General features: G+C 70.1%; 22 protein-coding genes and 1 pseudogene. 8 read left to right on the top strand and 15 right to left on the bottom strand.

Annotated elements, in window-relative coordinates; translation table 11 throughout:
• Positions 1-386: pseudogene (locus DLJ59_RS20205) on the top strand (pectate lyase); the annotation flags it as partial.
• Between the two features lie 206 nt (positions 387-592).
• Here DLJ59_RS20205 and DLJ59_RS20200 read toward each other — a convergent pair.
• The 5 genes from DLJ59_RS20200 to DLJ59_RS20180 all read right to left on the bottom strand — a co-directional run bounded on the left by DLJ59_RS20200 (position 593) and on the right by DLJ59_RS20180 (position 4,414).
• Positions 593-1,903, bottom strand: coding sequence for a radical SAM protein (locus DLJ59_RS20200; RefSeq protein ID WP_124774196.1), 1,311 nt, complete (start codon positions 1,901-1,903; stop codon positions 593-595).
• 64 nt (positions 1,904-1,967) lie between these two features.
• Positions 1,968-2,372, bottom strand: a complete 405-nt coding sequence (gene sodN, locus DLJ59_RS20195) for a superoxide dismutase, Ni (protein WP_124774195.1) — start codon at positions 2,370-2,372, stop codon at positions 1,968-1,970.
• A 113-nt stretch (positions 2,373-2,485) separates the two neighbouring features.
• Positions 2,486-3,283, bottom strand: a complete 798-nt coding sequence (locus DLJ59_RS20190) for an inositol monophosphatase family protein (RefSeq protein WP_124774194.1) — start codon at positions 3,281-3,283, stop codon at positions 2,486-2,488.
• 3 nt (positions 3,284-3,286) lie between these two features.
• On the bottom strand, positions 3,287-3,838 hold the full coding sequence (locus tag DLJ59_RS20185; protein ID WP_208648775.1) for a hypothetical protein: 552 nt from the start codon (positions 3,836-3,838) through the stop codon (positions 3,287-3,289).
• A gap of 126 nt (positions 3,839-3,964) precedes the next feature.
• Positions 3,965-4,414, bottom strand: coding sequence for an iron chaperone (locus DLJ59_RS20180; RefSeq protein WP_124774193.1), 450 nt, complete (start codon positions 4,412-4,414; stop codon positions 3,965-3,967).
• Positions 4,415-4,619: 205 nt separating this feature from the next.
• Between DLJ59_RS20180 and DLJ59_RS20175 the strand changes: the two genes are divergently transcribed.
• Positions 4,620-5,381, top strand: a complete 762-nt coding sequence (locus DLJ59_RS20175) for a GNAT family N-acetyltransferase (RefSeq protein WP_124774192.1) — start codon at positions 4,620-4,622, stop codon at positions 5,379-5,381.
• A gap of 37 nt (positions 5,382-5,418) precedes the next feature.
• Positions 5,419-6,147 carry a tetratricopeptide repeat protein gene (locus DLJ59_RS20170; protein ID WP_124774191.1) on the top strand — a complete coding sequence of 243 codons (729 nt, stop codon included), beginning with the start codon at positions 5,419-5,421 and terminating at the stop codon, positions 6,145-6,147.
• Here the strand turns inward: DLJ59_RS20170 and DLJ59_RS20165 are convergent.
• From DLJ59_RS20165 to DLJ59_RS20155, 3 genes are read right to left on the bottom strand one after another with little or no spacing between them, the layout of a single operon-like run.
• Positions 6,144-6,860 (bottom strand): NADPH-dependent F420 reductase, encoded by a 717-nt coding sequence (locus DLJ59_RS20165; protein ID WP_124774190.1) that lies wholly within the window; start codon positions 6,858-6,860, stop codon positions 6,144-6,146. The genes DLJ59_RS20170 and DLJ59_RS20165 overlap by 4 nt on opposite strands.
• A gap of 26 nt (positions 6,861-6,886) precedes the next feature.
• Positions 6,887-7,915 carry an LLM class flavin-dependent oxidoreductase gene (locus DLJ59_RS20160; protein ID WP_124774189.1) on the bottom strand — a complete coding sequence of 343 codons (1,029 nt, stop codon included), beginning with the start codon at positions 7,913-7,915 and terminating at the stop codon, positions 6,887-6,889.
• Complete coding sequence (locus DLJ59_RS20155; protein ID WP_124774188.1) at positions 7,908-8,957, bottom strand: LLM class flavin-dependent oxidoreductase; 1,050 nt, start codon at positions 8,955-8,957, stop codon at positions 7,908-7,910. Before DLJ59_RS20155 ends, DLJ59_RS20160 begins: the two co-directional genes overlap by 8 nt.
• 108 nt (positions 8,958-9,065) lie before the next feature.
• Between DLJ59_RS20155 and DLJ59_RS20150 the strand changes: the two genes are divergently transcribed.
• From DLJ59_RS20150 to DLJ59_RS20135, 4 genes are all read left to right on the top strand, one after another.
• Positions 9,066-9,557 carry a MarR family winged helix-turn-helix transcriptional regulator gene (locus DLJ59_RS20150; RefSeq protein WP_124774187.1) on the top strand — a complete coding sequence of 164 codons (492 nt, stop codon included), beginning with the start codon at positions 9,066-9,068 and terminating at the stop codon, positions 9,555-9,557.
• A 155-nt stretch (positions 9,558-9,712) separates the two neighbouring features.
• Positions 9,713-11,680, top strand: coding sequence for an ABC transporter ATP-binding protein (locus DLJ59_RS20145; protein WP_124774186.1), 1,968 nt, complete (start codon positions 9,713-9,715; stop codon positions 11,678-11,680).
• 68 nt (positions 11,681-11,748) lie between these two features.
• Positions 11,749-12,882 carry a sensor histidine kinase gene (locus tag DLJ59_RS20140; RefSeq protein ID WP_124774185.1) on the top strand — a complete coding sequence of 378 codons (1,134 nt, stop codon included), beginning with the start codon at positions 11,749-11,751 and terminating at the stop codon, positions 12,880-12,882.
• On the top strand, positions 12,879-13,541 hold the full coding sequence (locus DLJ59_RS20135) for a response regulator (protein WP_124774184.1): 663 nt from the start codon (positions 12,879-12,881) through the stop codon (positions 13,539-13,541). The genes DLJ59_RS20140 and DLJ59_RS20135 overlap by 4 nt, the downstream gene beginning before the upstream one ends.
• Before the next feature lie 60 nt (positions 13,542-13,601).
• Here the strand turns inward: DLJ59_RS20135 and DLJ59_RS20130 are convergent, their stop codons facing one another.
• The 3 genes from DLJ59_RS20130 to DLJ59_RS20120 form a co-directional block, all read right to left on the bottom strand.
• Positions 13,602-14,039, bottom strand: a complete 438-nt coding sequence (locus tag DLJ59_RS20130) for a DUF6223 family protein (RefSeq protein ID WP_124774183.1) — start codon at positions 14,037-14,039, stop codon at positions 13,602-13,604.
• 157 nt (positions 14,040-14,196) lie between these two features.
• Positions 14,197-14,685, bottom strand: a complete 489-nt coding sequence (locus DLJ59_RS20125) for a nitroreductase/quinone reductase family protein (RefSeq protein WP_124774182.1) — start codon at positions 14,683-14,685, stop codon at positions 14,197-14,199.
• Between the two features lie 180 nt (positions 14,686-14,865).
• A complete protein-coding gene (locus DLJ59_RS20120) occupies positions 14,866-15,630 on the bottom strand; it encodes a hypothetical protein (RefSeq protein WP_244236135.1) in 765 nt (254 codons plus the stop codon).
• Between the two features lie 349 nt (positions 15,631-15,979).
• Between DLJ59_RS20120 and argS the strand changes: the two genes are divergently transcribed.
• Positions 15,980-17,698, top strand: coding sequence for an arginine--tRNA ligase (gene argS / locus DLJ59_RS20115; RefSeq protein ID WP_124774181.1), 1,719 nt, complete (start codon positions 15,980-15,982; stop codon positions 17,696-17,698).
• 21 nt (positions 17,699-17,719) lie between these two features.
• Here the strand turns inward: argS and DLJ59_RS20110 are convergent, their stop codons facing one another.
• The 4 genes from DLJ59_RS20110 to DLJ59_RS20095 form a co-directional block, all read right to left on the bottom strand.
• Positions 17,720-18,061 carry an ArsR/SmtB family transcription factor gene (locus tag DLJ59_RS20110; protein ID WP_030333934.1) on the bottom strand — a complete coding sequence of 114 codons (342 nt, stop codon included), beginning with the start codon at positions 18,059-18,061 and terminating at the stop codon, positions 17,720-17,722.
• A gap of 201 nt (positions 18,062-18,262) precedes the next feature.
• Complete coding sequence (locus DLJ59_RS20105; protein ID WP_124774180.1) at positions 18,263-19,456, bottom strand: endo-1,4-beta-xylanase; 1,194 nt, start codon at positions 19,454-19,456, stop codon at positions 18,263-18,265.
• Positions 19,457-19,842: 386 nt separating this feature from the next.
• The gene (locus DLJ59_RS20100; protein WP_124774179.1) at positions 19,843-20,664 is read right to left on the bottom strand and encodes a PIG-L family deacetylase; all 822 of its coding nucleotides are present in this window, start codon (positions 20,662-20,664) and stop codon (positions 19,843-19,845) included.
• Between the two features lie 23 nt (positions 20,665-20,687).
• Positions 20,688-22,340, bottom strand: a complete 1,653-nt coding sequence (locus DLJ59_RS20095) for an immunoglobulin-like domain-containing protein (protein WP_124774178.1) — start codon at positions 22,338-22,340, stop codon at positions 20,688-20,690.
• Positions 22,341-22,438 lie beyond the last annotated feature (98 nt).

Here is a 22,438-nt window from a genome sequence, read left to right as displayed (position 1 = left end):
CCACCCCGCCGCCCTCCGGTGGGACCAACCTCAGCCTCGGCGCCGGCGCCGACGGCTCCAGCAAGGCCAGTGGGACCAGTTACGGCAATGTGCGCGACGGCAGCCTGAGCAGCTACTGGTCGCCGGCCGGATCAACCGGCACGATCTCGATCAAGTGGGGCTCCGCGACCCGGGTGTCCCGGGTGGTGATTCGCGAGCCGTCCGGCACCCAGGGCTCCATCGGGTCCTGGCAGCTGATCAACAACGACAACGGGGCCGTCCTGGCCGCCGGCAGCGGGGCTGGTTCGATCACCTTCTCGACGACCGCGTTAAGTAAGATCAACTTCAAGATCAACAGCTCCAGCGGTACGCCGCGGGTCGCTGAGTTCGAGACGTACGCCAGCTAGACGAGTAGGTCCGCATCCTGGCCGGTGCCGCGGGCGCAGCGGTCAGCGACCTGTCGGGCCGGCGGGGGTGGCTGAGCCGATCGCAGTCAGTCACCGTCGTCGAAGCGGGTGCGGTTTTGAGCGGTATACCTCAGAGGTGTGAATATGTCTCTGAGGTACACCGCTCTTCGGCGGTTCGATACGGGCGGGTCAGTCGAGCGCGTCCGTCAGGAATCCGTGGACGGCAGGGTGTCCATGAAGGAGCTGACCGAGAAGACCGCTCGGCCAGGCCCGGCGGGGCCGTACCCGGGCGGGCTGGAGAGCCCATGCGCGTCCATGGTCGCCCGGTAGGCCTCCAGCAGACGGACGTGGTATTCCAGCGGCGCGCCCTGCGGGTTCGTCCGGCCCAGCGGCGTGGTGGGCTCCGGGCACCAGGTGGTGAACCGGGGTGTGATCCCCCGGGACATGAAATAGTCGAGCCCCTCGGTGGTGGAGTCGATCGCCTCGTCGACGCTCGTGAAGCCGTGCGGGGCGGCCATCTCCACGCCCGCCACGAAGTTCGGGATCACGTTGCGCGGGCCGAACACCTCGGCCGAGTCGAGGATGCGGCGGTGCCACTCCTCCCGACCGACGTAGCGTTCCTTGCCCGGGCAGTACAGCTCGAACAATCGCTTGTCCCACACCTCGTAGTTGGGGTGATAGATGCGGATCCCGTAGTCGTGGAAGCGTTGCACGTCGGCTCGGGGCAGCGCCTGGGCCACCACCTTGCCGATCCACCGTCCCGGGAAGCGTTCCTCGATCGCCTGCGCGTACTGGCCGTAGAAGTCGGCCTCGGCCAGCCCGTTGACCTGCGAGGTGATGCTGCCACCGGTCAACGTGTACGCCTGCGACGCGCGATCGACGTCGTGCCGGTTGATGATCTCCAGGGCCTCGAGGACTTCGTCGACCGGTTTGACCCCGGTGTACGGGCGGCCGGCCTGCTTGTGCTGCCGCCAGTTGTGGTTGATGTCGCAGTACTGGCACTCCTCCTTGGCACCGAAGTACTGGCAGACCCGGAACGCGGTGAGGTAGATCAGATAGCCCCACTGGATCGTCGGGGCGACCTCCATCACCGACTTGCCGTTGGCGAGCGTGTGCCGGTAGTACGCCGGCATCGGGGGCAGCCCGACATCGGCGATGGGCCGTCCGTCCAGGAACAGGCGCAGCCGACCGTCGCTGTCGGTGCCGACGCGGTACGGCGAGCTGGGATTGGTGCGGACCGAGACGACGGTACGGCGCAGCTCGTACGGACCCCCGGTGAGCACGATCTCCTCCGGTGGCCGGCGCAGCGCGGCCGTGCCCAACTCCGGCAGCGTCCGGTGATCGAAGGAGAAGATGAAGTACGACTTCGGCTTGACGTCGCCGTGCTCGTTGTCGGTCAGTGCCGCGTCGTCGAAGGCGAGCCCGCCCCGCAGCAGGTCCTCCTTGAGGACCGCCTCCCGTGGCACGTGTGGGAAACGGCTCATCAAGTCTTCGATGAGGTCGGTGCGCGACTCCATGCGGTTCCTCCCGAACGTGGTACACGCCGAACCGGGTGGCCGCCGCCACCTGGTACCGGGCTGATCAGCTCTGCTTGGTCTCCCAGAAGATCTTCGAGATTTCCTCGATCTTCATGAGGAGCTGCTCGGCGACCGCCGGGTCCGCGGCGCCCTTCGCGCCGCCGGCACCCGCCAGCTTGGTCGCCTCGTTGAAGAGGCCGTGCAGCTGGGGGTACTTCTCGAAGTGCGGCGCCTTGAAGTAGTCGGTCCAGAGCACCCAGAGGTGGTGCTTGACCAGCTCGGCCCGCTGTTCCTTGATGATCAGCGCCCGGGTTCGGAACTCCGGGTCGTCGCTGGCCTGGTACTTCTCGGAGATCGCCTTGACCGATTCGGCCTCGATCCGGGCCTGGGCCGGGTCGTAGACGCCACAGGGCAGGTCGCAGTGGGCGCTCGCGACGGTACGCGGGCGGAGCAGGCGGGACAGAAACATCAGGACCCCTTCGACGGTGGCGCTCGGGTGACGTACGTCCGGACGCGACGGCCCTGACGTGATCACCAAGGAACGCTAGAACCTCAACCACACTTCATGTCAACACCGAGTGATCATGAGCTCTGTTTCCGGACGAGGGTCAGCAGGGCGGCGTGGGTCCGCTCGTCGCCGGCCACGACGAGACCATTCCCGCCGGTGTGCAGCGGTTCGCCGTCGAGCCCGGTGACCACGCAACCAGCCGCCTGGCAGAGCGCGATTCCGGCCGCGAAGTGGACGCTGCGGCTCAGGTCGTGCCGGTCCGTCAGGTACGCGGCACGGCGACCGGCGGCGACCCACGCCACGGCCAGGCTGGTGGAGACCACCCGTGGGTGGAACTGGTCGATGAAGTCCTCGTCGGCGAGCATCCGGGCGGCCAGGAAGACGTCCCGGCTGGGAAATGGCGGGTCGAGGTTGACGTCGACCAGCTTCGACTCGGCCGACGGGACGAGTCGCTCGTCCGTGCCGGCGCAGCGGACGTACGCGGCACTGCCGTCGGTCCAGAACACCTCACCGCTGAACGGGTCCGCCGACGCGGCCACGGCGCTGCCCGTCCCGGTGTGCAGCGCGACGTTGACCGCGACCAGCATGGTGCGGGCGGCGTAGTTCAACGTGCCGCAGAGCGGGTCGACCAGCCAGGTGCGTCCGTTCTCGCCCGTGCCGGTGCGCCCGGTCTCCTCGCCCACCACGGCGTCCTGCGGACGCGCAACGCGCAGGACGTCGAGGATGGCCTTCTCCGCCTCGATGTCGGCGGTGGTGGCGAAGTCGTCGCCGATCTTCATGAAGCGGGTCAGCGGCGACCCGTATCGAGCGCGGACGGCCGCGGCTCCGGCCTCCGCCGCCGCGACGGCCACGGCATGATCTGTTGTCGACACGGGTCAGTCGGGCAGTTCGGTGATCGTGAACTGACTGACCGCCGCCGTCATGATCATCGGGGCGTCGCCGTCGCACTGGTTCACCGAGACCGCGACCCACCGACCTTCGGTCGGCGTCGGGCCCCAGACCGTCAGGTCGCCGTAGCAGTCCATGTCGGACAGAGATTGGAACAGCGCCGGCATCGGTGTGCCCGCCTGCTTCCGGAACAGCGGTACCCGCATGCAGACCTTCCGGTGCGGGCCCCACCGGCGGTCCAACTCGCCCACGACCTGGGCCAGGTTCGCCGTCGCGGCCTCCTCGGCCTCATTCCAGGCGGGGCTGTAGACACCCGTGAGGTCTTCGCCCTCCCAGATCGGAATGATCCGAAAGCCCGCCCCGCGGGTGCCGGTCCACTCCCCGGTCGCCGGATCGCCCTCCTGGACCGCGGCACCGTCGGTGGGCAGCTCCTCGGCGAGCAACGTCTCGACGTCGGACACCGCCCGACCGGTGTCGAACGCCTGACCGGCCCGGGCCGTCACCGGGCTGCTCGGGTCGCCGCTGGCGGCCTGCGCCACATCGTCCGCACTGTGTCTCCCTCAGTCGCCGACCCCGATCATCGCTCACCTCGGGCGCTCGGGCCAGGAAGGGGCCCGGTGCGATCGTCCGATGCCGTGCGGATGGGCGGATCCGGCGGCGGTAGCTCAGGAAACCGCCGCCTGCACCAGCGCGGTGATCTTCTTCTCCACCGTGGGGCTCCACTTCTGCAGCGCGTACGACACCGGCCACAGGTCCCCGTCGTCGAGGTTGGCCGCGTCCTGGAAGCCCAGCGTCGAGTACCGGTAGTTGAACTTCCCGGAGTCCTGGAAGAAGACGACGATCTTGCCGTCCGCGTTCGCGTAGGCGGGCATCCCGTACCAGGTCTTGGGCGACAGGTCCGGGGCGGCGGCGGTCACCGTCACGTGTACGCGCTCGGCGAGCGCCCGGTCCTCGGGCTCCATCTGCGCGATCCGGTCGAGGACCGCCTGCAGCCCGTCGGCCTTCTTGGCACCCTTCTTGCCCTCGGCGCGCAGCTCGGCGGCGCGCTCCTTCATCGCGGCGCGCTCCTCGGCGGTGAAGCCGTCGGACTCGGTGGCGGTGGTCTTCGCGGACATGTTCGATCTCCCTCTCGTCGTCAGGCTGGGCGCCCTGCCGGGTGCCTGGGGAAAGGCTAGGCCGGGCCCCGGTCAGAGGGCTTCTCGATTCCTGATCGGTGCGGAGCGCCGCCGGATGCCCGAATCGTCACGTTTGCTGGGGTAACGAGTTGCTGGCTAGGTTGGCGACCTCGGCAGGGCGACCGTTCCATGGGGGAGAGCAGGCATGAGCAGCACCGCCGACCGGTTGGCGACGGCGTACTCCGACGCCATCGAGGCCCTTTGCCGGGTCACCCCGAAGGGCTGGTACGCCGAACGGGGCACCGCCCGTGCGGCGATCACCCACGCCGACGTCCCGTCGCTCAACAACGTCTACGACCTGACCAGCGACCCGGATCTCGGGTCGCTCGACGAGTTGGCAACCGAGGTCGCCAGGCAGGTACCGCACTGGTCGATCATGGTTCGGGGCGAGGCCAGCACCTCGCTGGTCGACCTCGCGGCCCGGCACGGGCTGCGTGAACGTAGCGTCCTACCCTTGATGGCGTGCGCCACGGACGACATCGTGTTCCGGCCTGCCTCAACGCAGCAAACCTCGATACGCCGGGTTGATGCCGCCGAGAGCGACAGGTACACCGACGTTTTCACCGAGAGCTTCGAGGCGCCCGAAGGCGTCTTCGGCTCGTTGATGGGTGGCGCGGTGCTCGACACCGACGGCATGACCGGCTACCTGGCCGAGGAGTCCGGCCGTTCCATCGGCACCGCCCTCGGCATGCAAGCCCACGGAGCGATCGGCGTGTTCAACATCGGCGTCGTACCGTCCGCCCGGGGCCGTGGCCTCGGCCGGATGCTCACCGAAGCGGTGCTGCGCGATGGCATCGCGGCCGGGGCGGACGTCGCCTACCTGCACAGCAGCCCGATGGGCCGGCCGCTCTACGAGTCGATGGGCTTCGTGCTCGTGGAGAACTGGACCATGTTCGTGGCGCAGTGACGCCGCTACCGGACTGTTCGTGATGGGGGAGATTGCAATGAGCTTCAGCGAGAACGTCCGCTCGGCCTTTCGGCGGGGCGAGACCGACGCGGTGGTGCGAATGAGCGAGGCGGAGATCGAGCGGGCGCAGGCGGCCGGCGACCCGGCAGGTGAGGTGGAGGCCCGGTACAGCCTGGCCCGGGTCGCCATTCGCGGCGGCGACCTGCCGGGCGGGGAAGCTCGGGCGCGCGAGGCCCTGGCGGTGGCGATGCGCTCCGGTGACCGCAGCCTCGAGGAACGGCCGAGGCACGTGCTGGCCGGCGTCGCGCGGATGTCCGGAGACCTGGTTCGTGCTCGGGACCTGTATCGGGAGAGCATCGCGCTCAACGAGACGCTCGGGCAACCCAAGACGGTCAACTCCGAGTATCACAACCTGGCGTTCTGCGAGCTGGGGCTGGGCAACCTCGACGTGGCCCGAACCCTGTTCGCCGAGAACCGCGAGCGGGTGTTCCACAACGGCTGGGCCGACTTCGTGCCGTACGTCTGCGTTGCGGGCGCCGCGCTCGCGTCCGCCGAGGGAGATCAGTCGCGCGCGGCGCGGATGATCGGCGTCGCGGATGCCGCGTTCGCGGCGCTCGGCCAGGTACCGGACCCGGACGACGCGGCGGACCTCGCCAGGATGCGCGCCGCCGCGATCGAAGCGCTCGGCCCGGCCGCCTTCGACGAGGAGTACGCCGTCGGTCAACTCCTCGAACCGGAGGCGGCCTTCGGCGTGGAGACGCCCTAACCGGCCTGGGGTGGGGTCGAGGCTTGGGCCGCCGTGATGATCCGTCCCCGCTCCGACTGGGGGAAGCGGTCGAGCATGGCGCGGACCTCGTCGGCGCTCACATCGGCGCCGAACAACTCGCTGCCCGGTTCGAGCCGTACCCCCTCGGCCAGCGGGCCGGCGACGACCGGATCGAAACCGAGCGCGTCCACCAGGGTCGACACCTCGGTGAGGTCGGCGCTGTCGTCGCCGGCGATCGCGATGGCCTTGCGCCCGGTCGCCCCCGCCGGCCGGGCTTCGTCCTCCAGGTCGTGATAGCCCATGTGGTTGAACGCCTTGACCAGCCGCGATCCGGGCAGGAACGCCTGGACGGTCTCGCTCGACGAGGTACGCGGGTTGGTGAGGTCGTCGCGGATGCCGTCGATCTCCCACCAGTAGTTCATGGCATCGACGACGAGCTTGCCCCGCAACGCCTCGACGGGAACGCTGCGGTACTTGCCCAGGGGCAGGGCGAGGATGACGATGTCGGCGTCGGCCGCCGCGTCGACAGCGGTGGTGGCCTCGGCCCCTGGGGCGAGGACCTCGACGGTGAGGGCGATCTTCGCCGGGTCGCCGGAGCCGGCGACCCGCACCCGGTAGCCGGCGGCGACGGCGAGCCGGGCGAGCACTGTGCCCACCTTGCCGGCCCCGAGGATGCCGAGGGTCGCGGGCCGGCTCCGGTCGTTGTCGTTCATGTCGTCCTTTCGCTGGGAAGTGCCGATCAGGCCAGCAGTTCGCGGACCATGGGGATCACCTTCGAGCCGTACAGTTCCACGGCGCGCATGCGGGCGCTCGCCGGTTGCGCTCCAGCCGAGTAGATGAGGTCGAACCGGCCGACGCCGAGGCTACGGATCGCCCGCGCCATCCGACGGGCCACCGTCTCCGGCGAACCGATGTAGAGGGAACCGTTCTCCACCTCGGAGTCGAACTCCTGGCGGCGGATCGGCGGCCAACCCCGCAGCTTGCCGATCCGGTCGCGCATGATCCGGTAGTGCGGCCAGTAGATCTCCTTGGCCTGCTCGTCGGTGTCGGCGATGAAGCCGGGCGAGTGCATCCCTACCGGGTGTGCGGTCGTACCGAGTTGGTCGGCGGCCCGGCGGTAGAGGTCGATGTAGGGCGCGAACCGTTCGGGTGCGCCGCCGATGATGGCCAGCATGAGCGGAAGCCCGTACTGGGCGGTGCGGACGACCGACTGCGGCGAGCCACCCACGCCGACCCAGGTGTCCAGGTGACCCGATTCGGTCTTCGGGAAGACGTCGGCGTTCTCCAGCGGGGCACGCAGGGTGCCGCTCCAGGTGACCGGCTTCTCGTCCAGCAGCTTCACGAACAGTTCGATCTTCTCCTCGAACAGCGTGTCGTAGTCGCGCAGGTCGTAACCGAAGAGCGGGAACGACTCGGTGAACGAGCCGCGACCGAGAATGACCTCGGCCCGTCCGTTCGACAGCGCGTCGACAGTGGCGAAGCGCTGGAACACCCGCACCGGGTCGTCCGAACTGAGCACGGTCACGCCGGAGGCCAGCCGGATCCGCGAGGTGCGGGTGGCGATGCCGGCCAGCACCGTCTCCGGCGTGGAGACCGAGTATTCCGGCCGGTGGTGTTCGCCCAGGGCGATGACGTCGACCCCGAGTTGGTCGGCGAGCACCGCCTCGTCGACGACCTGCCGGATCGCCGCCGCGTGGGAGACGATCTTGCCGGTGTCGTCCTGCGGTACGTCACCGAACGTGTCCAGGCCGAACAGAAGGTCAGACATTGGTGGGCTCCTTCGCGAGCAGCTCCCGGACCCGCGGCGCGACCTCACTGCCGAGCAGTTGGATGGTGCGCGCGCGTGCCTCGCGGGGCAGGTGCATGATGTCGTATTTCAGGTCGAAGCGGCTCAGCCGCAGGTCGCGAGCGACAGTGGCGATCTTCTGGGCCACCGTCTCGGGGGAACCGACGAAGAGCGCCCCGTGGTCGATTTCGGCCTCGTAGCGCGCGCGGTCCGGTTTGTAGAAGCCGCGTTCGGCGGCGAGAGCCGCCGCGACCGGCTGCCAGTATCGCCACCACGTCTGCACCGCCTCCTCATCGGTGTCGGCGACAAGACCGAGTGAGTGCTGCCCGATTGGCTGCGGGGTATGCCCGAATTGTTCGAGCGCCCTGGTGTAGAGGTCGACGTGGCCGGCGAAGCGCTGGGGACGCCCGCCGATGATCGCGAGCATGAGCGGAAGTCCGTGCCGGGCGGCACGGATGACCGAGTTCGGGCTTCCCCCGACCCCGATCCAGGTCGGGATGCCGCCGGCCCGCATCCGTGGGTGCAGCCGCTGCGCGCTCAGCGGGCTCCGCACCGTACCGGACCAGGTGACCGGTTCGTCCTGTTGCAGCCGCAGGAAGAGGTCCAGCTTCTCCTCGAACAGCCGCTCGTAGTCGGCCAGGTCGTAACCGAACAGCGGGAACGACTCGGTCGCCGAGGCCCGACCGAGGACCAACTGGGCGCGTCCGTTGGAGACGGCGTCGAGGGTGGAGAACTCGTGGTAGAGCCGTACCGGGTCGTTGGTGCTGAGCACGGTGACCGAGGTGCCGAGGCGAATTCGCTCGGTCGCCGTCGCGGCTGCCGCCAGCAGCACGGGTGTCGCCGAGTCGTTGTGGCCCGCGCGGTAGTGCTCGCCGACGCTGAACGCGTCGATTCCGGCCGACTCGGCGAGCCGTGCCTCGTCGACGAGTAGCCGTACGGTCTCGGCGTCGCTCAGGACCCGGTCGCCGTCGGTGGCGACCTCCCCGAACGAGTTCAGCCCCAGCTCGAAGTCTGCAGCTGCCATCGCTCTCCTCCTCGGTGCTCAGTCGGCGACCCGCAGGAGCAGGCCTACCGATTGACATGTCAATGATGCTAACTTGGCGATTGACACGTCAATTCCCAGGAGAGCGAGATGACGGACGCCACACCGGACCGGCGGGGAGGACGCCAACTCCCGACCGCCGACGAACTGCGGATCTGGCGGGACTTCATCGAGACGACGGCAGCGCTCAGCTCCCGGCTCGAGTCCCGGCTACAGAGCGACTCCGCGCTCTCGACGGGCGACTACGCGGTGCTCCTTGCCCTCAGCGAGGCGCAGGGTCAGGCGATGCGCTCGTCCGAACTCGCCACGCACATCGGGTGGGAACGAAGCCGGCTCTCGCATCACCTCGGGCGGATGGAACGGCGCGGCCTGATTCGGCGCCAGGAGTGCGCGACGGTTCCCCGTGGGTCGGAGGTGCTGCTCACCACGGCCGGCGCCGAGGCGTTCAGGGGCGCCACCTTTCCGCACCTGCGCGCCATTCGTGAGCTCTTCGTCGACGCCCTCACCCCGGATCAGATCGTCGCGGCGGGCGAGATCGCCGCGGCGCTGAGAGCGCGCCTGGACGTCCTGCGCCCGCACTGACGCACCTGTGCCCCGCCGGCAATATCGCATCCATGACGGTGAGTGGTTGAGACATTGCCGTGAGCTACATCCGAGTGGTCCAATCCTCCAGAAAGCCGCCACCTCGCCGGTCCGGCGGGGGCGGCGTCGGCTGCGCCGCCCCGGGAGGTACGTCCATGAGCGAGACCGCCACCGCAGAGGCCCACCGGGTCCGGCCAGACAAGTCTCACCCTGGGCGCACCGAATCGGTGCTGCCGGAGTTGCGGGAGATGTGGTGGGAGACGGGCGTGCGGGCGCGCGCCGAGGCCGGCGTCTTCGCCGTGTTCGCGGAGCTGCCCAGGCTGGTCTGGACGGCGCTGGGCATCAGTTGGCGCGCGGACCGGCTCCGTACCGGTGTGGTGGCCACGGCGACGGTCGGCGCGGGGGTGATGGCGGCCTTCGGCCTCTTGGCCACGCAGCGCGTGCTGGTGGAACTGTTCGCCGGCGGGCCGACCGCGGACAAGGTGCGGGCGGCGCTGCCCGCGCTGGCCGTGCTGGCGGCGACGGTCGCGCTCCGCGCCGGAATGGGCATCGCCACCGGGTACGCGCAGAACGGGTTGACGCCTCGGGTGAGCCGGGAGGTGGAGCGGGGCCTGTTCGAGGTGTCGACAGCGGTCCGGTTGGAGGCGTTCGACGCCGACGCGTTCGCCGATGACATGGAACGCGCCTCCCGAGGCACCGACTCGACGATCGGGCTGGTGCAGGCGTCGATGAACCTGCTCGCCGGGCTGGCCGGCCTGCTCGCCGTGGCGGCTGCCGTCATCATCATCCACCCGCTGCTGCTGCTGGCGCTGCTGGTCGCCACGGTGCCCAACGCGTGGGCGTCGTTGCGGGCCGGGCATCTGCGCTACCAGACGTACACCGCCGGATCGGTGCGCCGACGTCGACTGTGGCTGCTGCACAAGTTGATGGCCGAACGTGCCTCGGCCCCGGAGTTGCGCTCCTACGGTCTGCGCCGGTTCCTGCTCGACCAGTACGACCGGGTGATGCAGGTGGAGACCGACATCCAGCTCGCCCTGGCCCGGCGTGTCACCACGACCACCACGGTCGGAGCGATCATCGGTGGCCTCGCCACCGGCACCGTCTACGCCCTGCTCGGACTGCTGCTCCTGGACGGGCAGATCCCGCTCGCCGCGGCGGCGACCTGCGTCATCGCGGTGCAGTCCGCACAACGATCCCTGGCCATCGCCACCTTCCAGGTCGACCACGTCTACACCCAGGGGCAGCACTTCGGCGACTACACCGGCTTCATGACCCGCGCCGACGCCTACCTGCCGGACAGCGCCGGACCCGGGGCTGTCCCGGACCGGCTGCGGGAGTTGACAGTCACCGACGTGAGTCTGCGCTACCCCGACCGGGACGCCCCAGCCGTCGACGGCGTCACGTTGACGATCACCGCCGGGCAGACGGTCGCGTTCGTCGGAGAGAACGGCTCGGGCAAGAGCACCCTCGCCGCGATGATCGCCAGCCTCCGCGTGCCCACCGAGGGCAGTATCGAGTGGAACGGCCGCCCGCTGTCGGACTTCGACGTCGACGGGCTGCGGGCCCGGATCGCGGTGGTGACGCAGGAATACCACAAATGGCCGTTCACCGCGGCCACGAACATCGCCATCGGCGACGTCGACAACGAGGCCCGGCAGGATCGCATCGAGGCCGCCGCCGGCCGCGCGGTCGCCCACGACATGATCAACGAACTTCCCCACGGGTACGAGACGCTGCTCGACCGGACCTTCGCCCGAGGTCAGGACCTCTCCGGTGGGCAGTGGCAGCGCATCACCGCGGCCCGTGGGTTCCTGCGCGACGCCGAACTGCTGATCATGGATGAGCCGTCCTCCGCGCTCGACCCCCGCGCCGAGGATGCCCTGTTCCAGGCCATTCGGGACCGGAGAGGTCGCGCCACCACGATCCTCATCACGCACCGGCTCGCCAACGTCCGGCACGCCGACCGGATCTTCGTCCTGCACCACGGCCGACTGGTCGAGGCCGGCTCCCACGCCGACCTCGTCGCCACCGGCGGTCGGTACGCCGAGCTGTTCGCCCTCCAGGCCGCCGGCTACGACGCGAACCTGAAGGAGGGCCACCGGCCCGCGCCGACCTCCCACTGAAGACCGTCACCGCCGGCCTCCAAGTCAGACCTTCTCCCGCTCCCCGGCCAGAGGCTAGGCTTCGGCGCATGTCAGGGTGGCGGGGCCGGACGGCGAACGCGGCCCTTGTGCCCGTCGTCGGCCTGGTCGCCCTCGTGGGCCTGGTGGTGCAGTCGCACGGCATCGACACCACCGCCGAATGGGCGGCACTGCCGGTGGTGCTGCTCTCGTCCGGCGCGCTGTATTTCCGCAGGCGTCACCCGGTGCCGGTGGGTGTCGTGGCGCTGGCCGCCGTCGGCGCGTACGGTGCGCTGCTGCACCGGCCCGGTCCGATCATGTTGGTCTTCGTCGTGGCGCTCTACACCGTCGTCGACGAGGGGCATCTCGCGGTCGCCATCGGGCTGGGTCTCGCCTCGGTGATCGCCTTCGCCGTGGCGGACAGCTACAACCGGTCCCCGAACAGCATGAACGGGGCGACACTGCTGCACGCCGGCTGGCTCGTCGCGGTCATCGTCGGTGTGACCCGCAACCGTCGCGCCTACCTCGCCGAGGCGCAGGCCCGAGCGGTCGTCGCCGAGCAGCGGATGGAGGAGGAGGCCCGGCGACGGGCCACCGAGGAGCGGCTGCGCATCGCCCGGGAACTGCACGACGTGCTCGGCCACCACCTGTCACTGATCAACGTGCAGGCCAGCGCCGCGCTGCACCGGCCCGACCCGGTCCGGTCCGAGCAGGCCCTCACCGCGATCAAGCAGACCAGCAAGGAGACGTTGCACGAGTTGCGCGCGGCGCTCGGCGTACTGCGCAAGGAGGGTGCGGGGGCGGTCGGGCCGGCACCCGGTCTGTCCCGCCTCGGCGATCTCGTCAGAACGGCCGGCCGGCCGGAGTTGGAGATCCGTACCGAGTTGGCCGAGACCCGGTCGCTGCCGCCGGCGGTCGACCTGGCGGTGTATCGGATCGTCCAGGAAGCGCTCACCAACGTGGCGCGGCACGCTGGTGCCACCGCCGCGGTGGTCCGGGTCCGGCCCGACCACGACGACGTGGTTGTGGAGGTCGAGGACGACGGCACCAGCCCACCGGGCACGCCGGGCAGCGGGATCTTCGGAATGCGTGAGCGGGCACGGGCACTGGGCGGTTCATTGACGACCGGCGCGCAGCCGGACGGCGGCTTTCGGGTCCGCGCCCGGCTGCCGGTGCGGCCCGATCCGGCGGGGGAGCAGGCATGATCCGGCTGCTGCTCGTCGACGACCAGACCCTGGTCCGCGCCGGCTTCCGGTCCATCCTGGACGGTGAGGACGGCATCGAGGTGGTCGGCGAGGCCGCCGAAGGGGCCGAGGCGGTGCGGTTGGCCCGGCAACTGCGGCCGGACGTCGTCCTCATGGACATCCGGATGCCCGGGTTGGACGGCCTGGCCGCCACCGCGCAGATCGTCGGGAGTTCCGACGCTCGCGTCATCATCCTGACCACATTCGACCTGGATGAGTACGTCTACGGAGCGCTGCGGGCCGGCGCCAGCGGCTTTCTGGTCAAGGACACCGAGCCGGCGGAGCTGATCCACGGAGTGCGGGTCGTGGCCCGGGGCGACGCGCTGATCGCGCCGTCGATCACCCGCCGGTTGATCGCGGAGTTCGCGGCCCGGGCCGGGCATCCCGACCCCGGGCCGCGACTGAGCGTGCTCACCGAGCGCGAGCGGGAGGTGCTGGCGCTGGTCGCGGCCGGCCTGTCCAACGACGAGATCGCGGCGCGGTTGGTGCTGAGCCCGGCCACCGCCAAGACGCATGTCAGCCGGATCATGACCAAGGCGGCTGCCCGGGACCGGGCCCAGTTGGTGATCCTCGCCTATGAGTCGGGCCTGACCGTGCCTGGTTGGCTCACCCGATCCTGACCACGGCGTCCGGCCGACCGGCAGCGTCACCACCGGCGCACGGCCCTGCGCGCTGACCGGTCAGGCGGTCAGCCGAGCGGTGCGGCGGGCGCGGGCCAGGGCCAGCCCGCCGAGGACCACACTGACCGCCCCGACCGCCAGGGCCACAAAGGCGCCGCCTCGCCCGTTACCCGTGCCGATGCCACCGTCGGAGGTGGCCACCACCAGCCCACCGAGCGCCACGCCGATCAACCCCGCCACCAGGGCCAGGACCGCTCCGATGCTCCCCGAGCCGGTACCGATGCGACCGGCGGGGCGGGCCAGAGCCAGCCCTCCCACAACGGCGCCGACCAGCCCCAGCAGAACTGCCACACTGGCACCGATACGCCCGGAGCTCATGGCGAGAGCGGTGGCGGCGGTTGGCTGGGATGAGACATGCGCGGCTGCCGGCGCGGTCAGCGCGATCGCCCCGAGCGGGGCGGCGGCTACGGCGGTGGCGAGCAGGTGACGGACGGACATCGTGGATCCCCTCGGTCGCATGACGGGTACAGACGGCAGCGTAGGAACCACACCGCCCACGAGTCGTCATGCCGGAGTTGCCAACCGGCCTACCACCCGGGATGTACGCGCTCCGGCTGTCGTACCGCAGCGGTTGTCTCCCCGGCCTGGCAGCGCATCATGGTGTCGCGGAGTCCCCGTGCGATCTGGGCTCCAGCACCACCACCGTGGTCTCCGACGATCGCCGGGCCGCGTGGGCCTCGAAGTTCTTGTCGGCCCCGCGCCAGCGTGGCCACAGTCGCGACCGCTCGTCGTCGGTGGCGGAGCGGGCGCGGACCAGTCGCCGCCCGTCGGCCAGGTCGACGGACGCGTCCGGGTGGGCCTGGAGGTTGAGCCACCAGGCGGGGGCGCCCTCCCCCCACCCGTTCATCGCCACCCCGACCAGGTTCGGGCCGTCCTCGAAGTACGCGATGATGACGCTGCGCTGCTGACCGGTGCGGCGACCGGTCGTGGTCAGGCGCAGCGTGCCCCAGCGCTGCTCGCGCGGTCGCCACAGCCCGACCCGGCTGCCGGTGACCCGGTACACGCCCCGGTGCACCGACCAGGCAAGACGGATGAACCAACGCGGCGGAAGCCACGGCGCCTTTGCATCCCGACCGTCCGACATGACGACCTCCTCCACCGACCAACGCGGATGGTCCGGCAGGCTGCCGCAGTCGGCATGCCCCACTGTGGACCGAGATCCTCAAGTCTTGCGGCGCGAGCGCGGCTCGCCTCCCGATGTCCATGATCCGACTGAGGATCGAGCCGATCGGTGGACGCCTCGGGTCGGGCGCGGCCGGGTGCGCTACCGCTGCCAGGCGTCGATGGCGCGTACGCCGTCGCGCACGACCCGGTCCAGGATGGCCGGGTTGCCGCTGGTGCCCTCCCACCCCTGGTCGTTGAAGACCGTCACCGCGCTGTCGACGCGGGCCACGGCGATCTGACTGGACGCGGCGTCACCGGTGCGTTCACCGTTCAGGCTCGTCTCGGGCCAGGTTCGGGTCAGCAGCAACGCCTCGCCACCGACCCCGGGCAGCACCTCGCTCTTGACGGTGACGCGGTTTCCGGCCTGGTCGTACGAGGGGCACGCCTGCACGGCGGTGCGGAGCCGGTCCAGGTAGGCCGAGGCCCCTGCCCCGTCGAAGGTGAAGATCGTCTGGTGGATCATCCCCTGCGGCACGTTGCTGTCGGGCGCGCCAGCCGTCTGGTAGGTGACGGTCATCGCGGCGCTCGCGGTGACCTGCCGCCCGCCGGTGCCGAACTCGTTGCCGCACAGCGTCGGCAGGGCGTCGGCGACCGGCGTCGTCCGCCGAGGCGACTTCCGCAGCTCGGCGGGCAACTCGACGAAGGCCGAGGTCGGGATGGTCACCCGGGTGCTCGCGCTCGGAGACGGTGGATCCGTCGGGGACGCTGACGCCGACGCGGTCGTCGGTGCGGTGGTCGGCGGGGCTGAGCCGGGCGGATCATCGGTGGTGGTGCAGGCGGCGGCCAGTGCGATGGTGCCGAGCAGCGGAAGCAGCGCGAGCGCACGTCGCGTACCTGCCGGTGGCAGTGGTGTGTATCGGCTCATCGTCACCCCTCGTCTGTTGCCGGGGAAGTGCCCTGCGCCGAGCCGACCGAAACGATCACACGGCGGCTCGGGATCGACCGGACCACCGGAATTGAGGTGTCGTCGCATCGACCGGGCCGTTAGGCTGCCCCGCATGACCAGCGTAAACGCTCAGTGCACCGCCGGACTGTCGGATGACGTCCAGGTCGGTGCGGGGCGACGCCGGCGATCCGTCGCCCGCCTGCGCTGACCTGTTTCCTGCGACCGGCGGATCGAGCCGCCGGTCGTTCACTGGTCGTCCTCGGTCCGCCCTCATCTCCCCGTCAACGGCTCGCGTGACAGCGCGGGTCCGAGCGAGATCGGCGTACTCATGGATCTTGAAAAGTTGTTGTCCGACCGGCTGGCACCGGCGTTCGCGACGGTGGCCGGCGGCCCGGTCGACCCGCTCGTGCGGCGGTCTCCACGCGCGGACTTCCAGTCCGACGGGGCCCTCGCGCTGGCCCGGCGGCTCGGCCGCCCGCCGCGGGACATCGCCGCCGCGGTGCTGACGCACGCGGTTCTCGACGACATCGGCGTGTCGGCCGAGGTCTCCGGGCCGGGTTTCGTCAACCTGACGCTTGCCGACCGGGCACTGGCCGACCTGGTCGCCGGGCTGGCCGGCGACGCCCGGCTCGGCGTGCCGTCGACGGCGACGCCGCAGACCGTGGTGGTCGACTACTCGGGGCCCAACGTGGCGAAGGAGATGCACGTCGGGCATCTCCGCTCGACCGTCATCGGCGACGCGGCGGTGCGGCTGCTGACCTGGCTCGGTCACCGGGTGGTGCGGGTCAACCACCTGGGTGACTGGGGGACACCGTTCGGCATGCTGATCGAGCACCTGGTCGACCTCGGTGAAGCCGAAGCCGCCCAGAACCTGTCGATGGGGGACCTGGACACCTTCTATCGGGCGGCCCGGGCGAAGTTCGACGCCGACGAGGCGTTCCAGGAACGTTCCCGGCTGCGGGTGGTCGCGTTGCAGGGCGGCGACGAGCGGACCCGGCGGTTGTGGCGACTGCTGGTGACGCAGTCCGAGCGGTACTTCCTAACCGTGTACGACCTGCTCGACGTGGGGTTGTCCGCTGACGACTTTCGGGGTGAGAGCGCCTACAACGATCTGCTCCCGCGCGTCGTCGACGACCTCGACCGCCTGGGACTGCTGCTGCCCAGCGGTGGGGCGGACTGTGTCTTCCCGCCCGGGTTCACCGGCCGGGACGGCGAGCCGTTGCCGCTGATCGTGCGCAAGAGCGACGGTGGGTACGGCTATCCGGCCACCGACCTGGCCGCGCTGCGGCAGCGCGTCGGCGAGCTGGGCGCGACCCGGTTGCTGTACGTCGTCGGCCTGCCGCAGCGGCAGCACTTCGCGATGGTGTTCGCCGTTGCCGAGGCGGCCGGTTGGCTTCGCCCGCCGGTCCGGGCCGAGCATCTGGGCTTCGGGTCCATCCTCGGCGCCGACGGGCGGATGCTGCGCAGCCGGGCCGGTGAGTCGGTGAAGCTGGTCGGGCTGCTGGAGGAGGCGGTCGTCCGCGCCACTGACCTGGCCCGGAGCAGGAACCCCGAACTGGACGCCGCGGCCGCCGACGCGATTGGCCGCGCGGTGGGCATCGGGGCGATCAAGTACGCGGATCTGTCCGTCGACCGGACCAAGGACTACGTCCTGGACTGGGAGCGGATGCTGGCGCTGGACGGCAACACCGCGCCCTACCTCCAGTACGCGTACGCCCGGATCCGGTCGGTGCTGCGTCGGGCCGGGACCGCCGCGCGGCCGGACGCGCCCATCGTCTTCGCGCAGCCGGCGGAGCGGGCTCTCGCGGTTGAGCTGCTCGGCTTCGCCGGGGTGGTCGGCGAGGTGGAGCGGAGCCTCGAACTCCATCAGCTCGCCGGGTACCTGCACCGCCTGGCGACCGCGTTCAACGCGTTCTACGAGCGCTGCCCAGTGTTGTCCGCGTCCGACGAGCTGCGGGAGAGCCGGCTGCTGCTGGCCGAGCTGACCGCCCGGACCCTGCGGCAGGGGCTGGACCTGCTCGGCATCCGAACGTTGGAGCGGATGTGACGGGCCAGCCGCCCGGCCCGGTCAGCGGGCCCTCTTCGTCGCCCGCTTCCGGGGCGGCGTCAACAGGTCGGCGATCTGCGCGATCGCGGCGGGCACCAGGCGGTAGTACGCCCAGACCCCGCGCTTGTCGCGTTCGAGCAGGCCGGCCTCGGTGAGGATCCGCAGGTGGTGACTCACCGTCGGCTGAGAGAGGTTGAGCGCCGAGGTGAGGTCACTCACGGACGCCTCACCTTCCGGCGCGGACTGGATCAGGCTGAGCAACCGGAGTCGCGCCGGATCGGCGAAGGCCTTCAGGACCCCCGCTAAACGTTCGGCATCGGCCCGCTTGATGGGATCGCCGGTGAGCGGCGAGATCGCAGGCATGGCAGTTTTCGCAGTTCCCACGCCTGCCATAGTGACACCAACACCATCAATAAACCGGCAGAAACCGGCACCAGTCCTCCGATGGCGTCCAGATGGCGGAACGGAACGACCGAACGTGAGTCGACCGCCGACGTCCGTGGAGGCACGAGGGCCGTGTGGAGCATCGGGAAGCTCCACACGGCCCGCACGGCGGGATGCGCGTCAGCGGCGGGGTTTGGGGGCGATGCGGGGCAGGACGTACGGCGGCCCAGCGAAGATCAGGTCGGACTTCAACTCCTGGTAGGCCCGCTTGGGCTGGTAGTTCTCGTCGTAGATGGTGGCCAGGCCCTCCGGCGGGTCGCTGAACCAGCCCGGCACCCACGAATATTTGTCACTGAAACCCCAGACCGTGTACGACAGGCAGCTCCGCACGGCGAGGCACGCCTTCATCAGCACGCTGAAGTTGGCGGCCGACGCCTGTAGCCGGGGGTTGATCTCCTCGGAGTTGCCCGCCTGGACGGCCTCCGTCAGCTGGCTGCGGACGTCGACCTCGGTGAACGCGGTCGCGACGCCAAGCCCGCTGAACTTTTTCAGCGCGGCGGTCACCTGGAGCGTGTCGAAGTTGCCGTACTGGGTGCCCAGGTGGCCCTGGGAGCCGACGCCGTCGATCGGGACACCCTGAGCGCGCAGGCTCTTGGTCATGTCGTACACGAACTGGGTCTTGTCGTCGGCCGGGTTGCCGGAGCCGAACGCCTCGATGTTGTAGTCGTTGTAGAACAGCAGTGCCTTGGGGTCGGCGGCCCGTGCCCAACGGAACGCGTCGGCGATGTAGCCGGGCCCGAGGTTCTGCGCCCAGAAGCCCTTGTAGTGCAGGGTGGACGGGGTGTCCCAGGGGTCGCTGACCGCCTCGTTGACCACGTCCCACTGCCAGATCTTGCCCTTGTACCGGTTGACGACGGTGGTGATGTGCTTGCGCAGCAGCTCGCGCAGCTCCTGCTTGCTGATGGAGCCGTCGGCGACGCCGCTGGTCAGCCAGGCGGGCAGCTGGTTGTGCCAGACCAGGACGTGGCCGCGCACGCTCTGCCGGTTGCGCTTGGCGAAATCGACGAACTGGTCGGCCGGCGCCCAGTTGTAGGTGCCGCGGGTGGGCTCCAGGCTCTCCCACTTCATCACGTTCTCGGCGGTGACCGAGGCGAACTCGGAGGAGACCAGCTTGCGGTACTGCGGGTCGCTGGCGTCGTTGAGGGCATCCATGTTCACCGCGGTGCCGACGTGCAGACCGTGGCGCAGGCCGAGGGTGGCGAGGCTCTGCGTCGTGGGGTCGTACGGCCGACTCGCGGTGGCCGGCACCGTGTTCAGCGTCGCGACGGTCGCGACGGCGACCAGGCCGACGGTCGACCACTGCCTTAACTTCATGTGCCTTCCTTCCAACGATCAATAGTCATATGTCGATTCAGGAGGCGAGGGTTCGGTGCTGGCCGGCGCAGACGCGGGTCGGGTTGGGTGACGCCGGTAGTTCCGGCCGGAAACCGGAAACCCGCTCGAAACGTTAAGCCGATCTATGTCTGGGCGTCAACGCTGAAAACTTCCGGAAACTCAGCACATGACCTGCGTAGCCCCGAGCGATCGGCGGTCGAAACTTTCGGACGCCGGCGGCCGGCCGCAGCGCGGGATGCGACGGCCCGACGCAGGTGCGCGGTGCCATCAGCGCGGTGCGCGCCACGGGGCATCAGCGCGGCGCACGACGTAGGGCACCGTCGACGCGGTGGTCGACGATGCCCTGGTGTCGCTGGGGAGACCGGTCAGCGCAGGCCGGCGAAGAGGTCGTCCTCGGGGGTCGGCGCGTCGGTCCGGTCCCGGACCCGCAGGAAGGTCTCCACGCCCATCAACTCGGTGAACCGCTCCTGGCCGAGTTGCAGGAAGAAGATGTTCTCGGTCTGACTCGCGTGCGTGGCCAGCGCGCTGAACTTCTGCAGGCCGTACTTGCTCGTGTCGACCCAGGTGGTGATCTCGTCGTCGGGAAGGCCGAGCTGCGGCTCCGTCGCGTCCGGCTCGGCCCACTCGACGCCGAGCTCCTTCATGATCCGCCCGAACTCCGCGAACGCCGTACGCGGCACCGTGGTCCAGTAGACCTTCGCCGGGACGTCCGTCTGCTCGACGGCGGCCATGGTGATCCGATGCGCCTGGATGTGGTCCGGGTGGCCGTAGAAACCGTTCTCGTCGTACGTGACGATCACGTCCGGCCGGTACCGCCGGATCAGCTCCGCGAGACGGGCCGCCGCCTCCGACACCGGTGTCGTCCAGAACGCGCCGGGCAGGTCGTTGGTCGGCCAGCCCATCATCCCGGAGTCGGCGTAGCCGAGGGTCTCCAGATGGGTGACGTTCAGAGCCGCGCAGCTGGCCTCCAACTCGGCCTGGCGCATCGCCACGACGGCGGCCGGGTCGTGCCCCTCCTCGCCCGGCTTGACCCCACCCGGGCCGTCCCCACATCGCCCGTCGGTGCAGGTCACCAGAACGGTCGTGACCCCCTCGGCGGCATAGCGGGCAAGAACGCCGCCGGTGCTCGTCGCCTCGTCGTCGGGGTGGGCGTGCACCGCCATCAGGGTCAGAGGTCGCTCAGCCATGCCAACACCCTACGGTCCCCCGGCTACCGCCCCACAACCTTCACCGGGAAGGAGGCGACCCTCGTCACCCCGACCACCGAGTACGCCACCATGACGGTCTGCGCCCCCACGGTGGCGGCGTCGTACCCCGAAACCGTGTACCCGCCGTGGCCGTGCGGTACCACCTCGTCCCGCACCCCGTCGGTGTAGTCGGCCGTGACCACGAGACCCGTGAGGTCGAGGGGCTCGCCGACGGCGTACCTGGTCCTGATCGGTGGCGTCCGTACCGCGACGCCCGTCGGTTCGGCGCCCCGCAGCCCGGCGTGCTCCGCCTGGGTGAGGGCGAAGACGCTCCCGTGGCGCAGCACGCCGTCGGAAAGGTCGTACTCGGGCTTCCGGCTCCAGTCGACGGGCGTCCAATCGCCCGACGCGAGGTCCGCGCTCCAGTACGGGTGCAACTGCTCCTCCAGGTGGTCGCCGGAGGGCGACCCGGCCCAGATCTGGTCGGCCCAGAGGTAACAGCCCGATCCGCGTACGTCGCCCGGGTTCGCCGTGACCACCATCGGCGCTTCGGCGTACGTGGTGTTCATCGCCCGGTGGGTGATGCAGCTCGTCACCAGTTCCCACTCGTGAGGCGGAGCGAGGATGGCGGTCGACCGTTCCTGATAGATGTCCTCGGCGCCGCACGACGGAACGTACGGGGTGACCCCGACGCCGGTGGACGTACGGTCGGTGACGAAGCGGTGGTACGACCCGTCCGTGTCGTCGCGGATGATGACCGCGTCCAGCGTCCCGTGGTGCGGTCGGCCGCACATCACCTGCGCCGGGGTGAACGTCACGAAGTCCCGGGTGGTGGCGTAGAGGGTCTGGTTCCGGGTGAGCGGGAAGCGACCACGCGGGTCGGCGCGATCCGGGGTGTAGTACGTGCCGGGGGCGTACACCGACGACGTCCAGTAGACGACGTAGGCGCCGATCGACTCGTCCCAACTGGCCTCCGGCGCGAACGCCATGCCTGCCTCGTCCGGGGCCACCAGCACGTGGCGCTGCTCGGACCAGGTCCGCAGGTCGGTCGACTCCCACACCTCGATGTGTCGGCTCGCGCCGCTCTGCGCCCAGTCCCAGCCCTGCCACCCGTACGCCCGACCGTCGACGTTCAGATCAGTGGCGACGAGGTAGAACCGGTCCCCCTCCGGGGAGCGGACGACGGACGGGTCGCGGACGGCGTGCATGCCTCTGCGGGACCGGAGGACCGCCTGCCCGTCGTTGACGGCGGCCCAACTCAGCGGGTCGTTTCCGATGCTCGCGGCGAAGTAGAGCTGTTGCCCCGCCTGACTGTTGGACCGGGCGAAGTTCACCATGCCGTAGCGCGAGAACGGGGCGAGCGCGACCCCGGGGCGTACGGTCAGCACGAAGTCGCGGCGCGCCTCGTGAGCGTCCACCCGGACCTGAGCTGTCACGGTCACCGTCGCTGGCGCATCCCCGGGCGCCGGACGCCGGACGACCCCCGCGGCGATCGCGCCGTCCGCCCGATCGGACACGATGTCGGGGTGCGACGACGTCCAACGGATCGCCGCCCCTGACTCCGTCACCGTCGGCAGCGTCACGTTCCCGCGTACGTCGTCGGCGTGGGGGATCGTGATCGCCGCCAGCGCCCGTTCCGCGCTCACGCCCGAAGCGGTCTCCTCGCCCTGGGCCACCCGACCACCTTTCAGCGCCACCTAGCTCGCAGGACGGGCATCCTACCCAGTTCGACATCCGTGCAGCGGCCCTTGTGCGAACGGTGATCAGGCTCCTG

Source organism: Micromonospora inaquosa (genome assembly GCF_003857055.1).
Lineage (GTDB): Bacteria > Actinomycetota > Actinomycetes > Mycobacteriales > Micromonosporaceae > Micromonospora > Micromonospora inaquosa.
This window is presented reverse-complemented; position numbering and strand designations above follow the sequence as displayed.

Excerpts from the sequence above, each read along its gene's own strand:
- DLJ59_RS20130 (WP_124774183.1), bottom strand. The coding sequence starts at position 14,039 with ATGTCCGTCCGTCACCTGCTCGCCACCGCCGTAGCCGCCGCCCCGCTC.
- argS (WP_124774181.1), top strand. The coding sequence starts at position 15,980 with ATGGATCTTGAAAAGTTGTTGTCCGACCGGCTGGCACCGGCGTTCGCG.
- DLJ59_RS20110 (WP_030333934.1), bottom strand. The coding sequence starts at position 18,061 with ATGCCTGCGATCTCGCCGCTCACCGGCGATCCCATCAAGCGGGCCGAT.
- DLJ59_RS20160 (WP_124774189.1), bottom strand. The coding sequence starts at position 7,915 with ATGTCTGACCTTCTGTTCGGCCTGGACACGTTCGGTGACGTACCGCAG.
- sodN (WP_124774195.1), bottom strand. The coding sequence starts at position 2,372 with ATGTTTCTGTCCCGCCTGCTCCGCCCGCGTACCGTCGCGAGCGCCCAC.
- DLJ59_RS20200 (WP_124774196.1), bottom strand. The coding sequence starts at position 1,903 with ATGGAGTCGCGCACCGACCTCATCGAAGACTTGATGAGCCGTTTCCCA.
- DLJ59_RS20180 (WP_124774193.1), bottom strand. The coding sequence starts at position 4,414 with ATGTCCGCGAAGACCACCGCCACCGAGTCCGACGGCTTCACCGCCGAG.
- DLJ59_RS20125 (WP_124774182.1), bottom strand. The coding sequence starts at position 14,685 with ATGTCGGACGGTCGGGATGCAAAGGCGCCGTGGCTTCCGCCGCGTTGG.
- DLJ59_RS20135 (WP_124774184.1), top strand. The coding sequence starts at position 12,879 with ATGATCCGGCTGCTGCTCGTCGACGACCAGACCCTGGTCCGCGCCGGC.
- DLJ59_RS20120 (WP_244236135.1), bottom strand. The coding sequence starts at position 15,630 with ATGAGCCGATACACACCACTGCCACCGGCAGGTACGCGACGTGCGCTC.
- DLJ59_RS20105 (WP_124774180.1), bottom strand. The coding sequence starts at position 19,456 with ATGAAGTTAAGGCAGTGGTCGACCGTCGGCCTGGTCGCCGTCGCGACC.
- DLJ59_RS20175 (WP_124774192.1), top strand. The coding sequence starts at position 4,620 with ATGAGCAGCACCGCCGACCGGTTGGCGACGGCGTACTCCGACGCCATC.
- DLJ59_RS20170 (WP_124774191.1), top strand. The coding sequence starts at position 5,419 with ATGAGCTTCAGCGAGAACGTCCGCTCGGCCTTTCGGCGGGGCGAGACC.
- DLJ59_RS20165 (WP_124774190.1), bottom strand. The coding sequence starts at position 6,860 with ATGAACGACAACGACCGGAGCCGGCCCGCGACCCTCGGCATCCTCGGG.
- DLJ59_RS20140 (WP_124774185.1), top strand. The coding sequence starts at position 11,749 with ATGTCAGGGTGGCGGGGCCGGACGGCGAACGCGGCCCTTGTGCCCGTC.
- DLJ59_RS20145 (WP_124774186.1), top strand. The coding sequence starts at position 9,713 with ATGAGCGAGACCGCCACCGCAGAGGCCCACCGGGTCCGGCCAGACAAG.
- DLJ59_RS20150 (WP_124774187.1), top strand. The coding sequence starts at position 9,066 with ATGACGGACGCCACACCGGACCGGCGGGGAGGACGCCAACTCCCGACC.
- DLJ59_RS20155 (WP_124774188.1), bottom strand. The coding sequence starts at position 8,957 with ATGGCAGCTGCAGACTTCGAGCTGGGGCTGAACTCGTTCGGGGAGGTC.
- DLJ59_RS20100 (WP_124774179.1), bottom strand. The coding sequence starts at position 20,664 with ATGGCTGAGCGACCTCTGACCCTGATGGCGGTGCACGCCCACCCCGAC.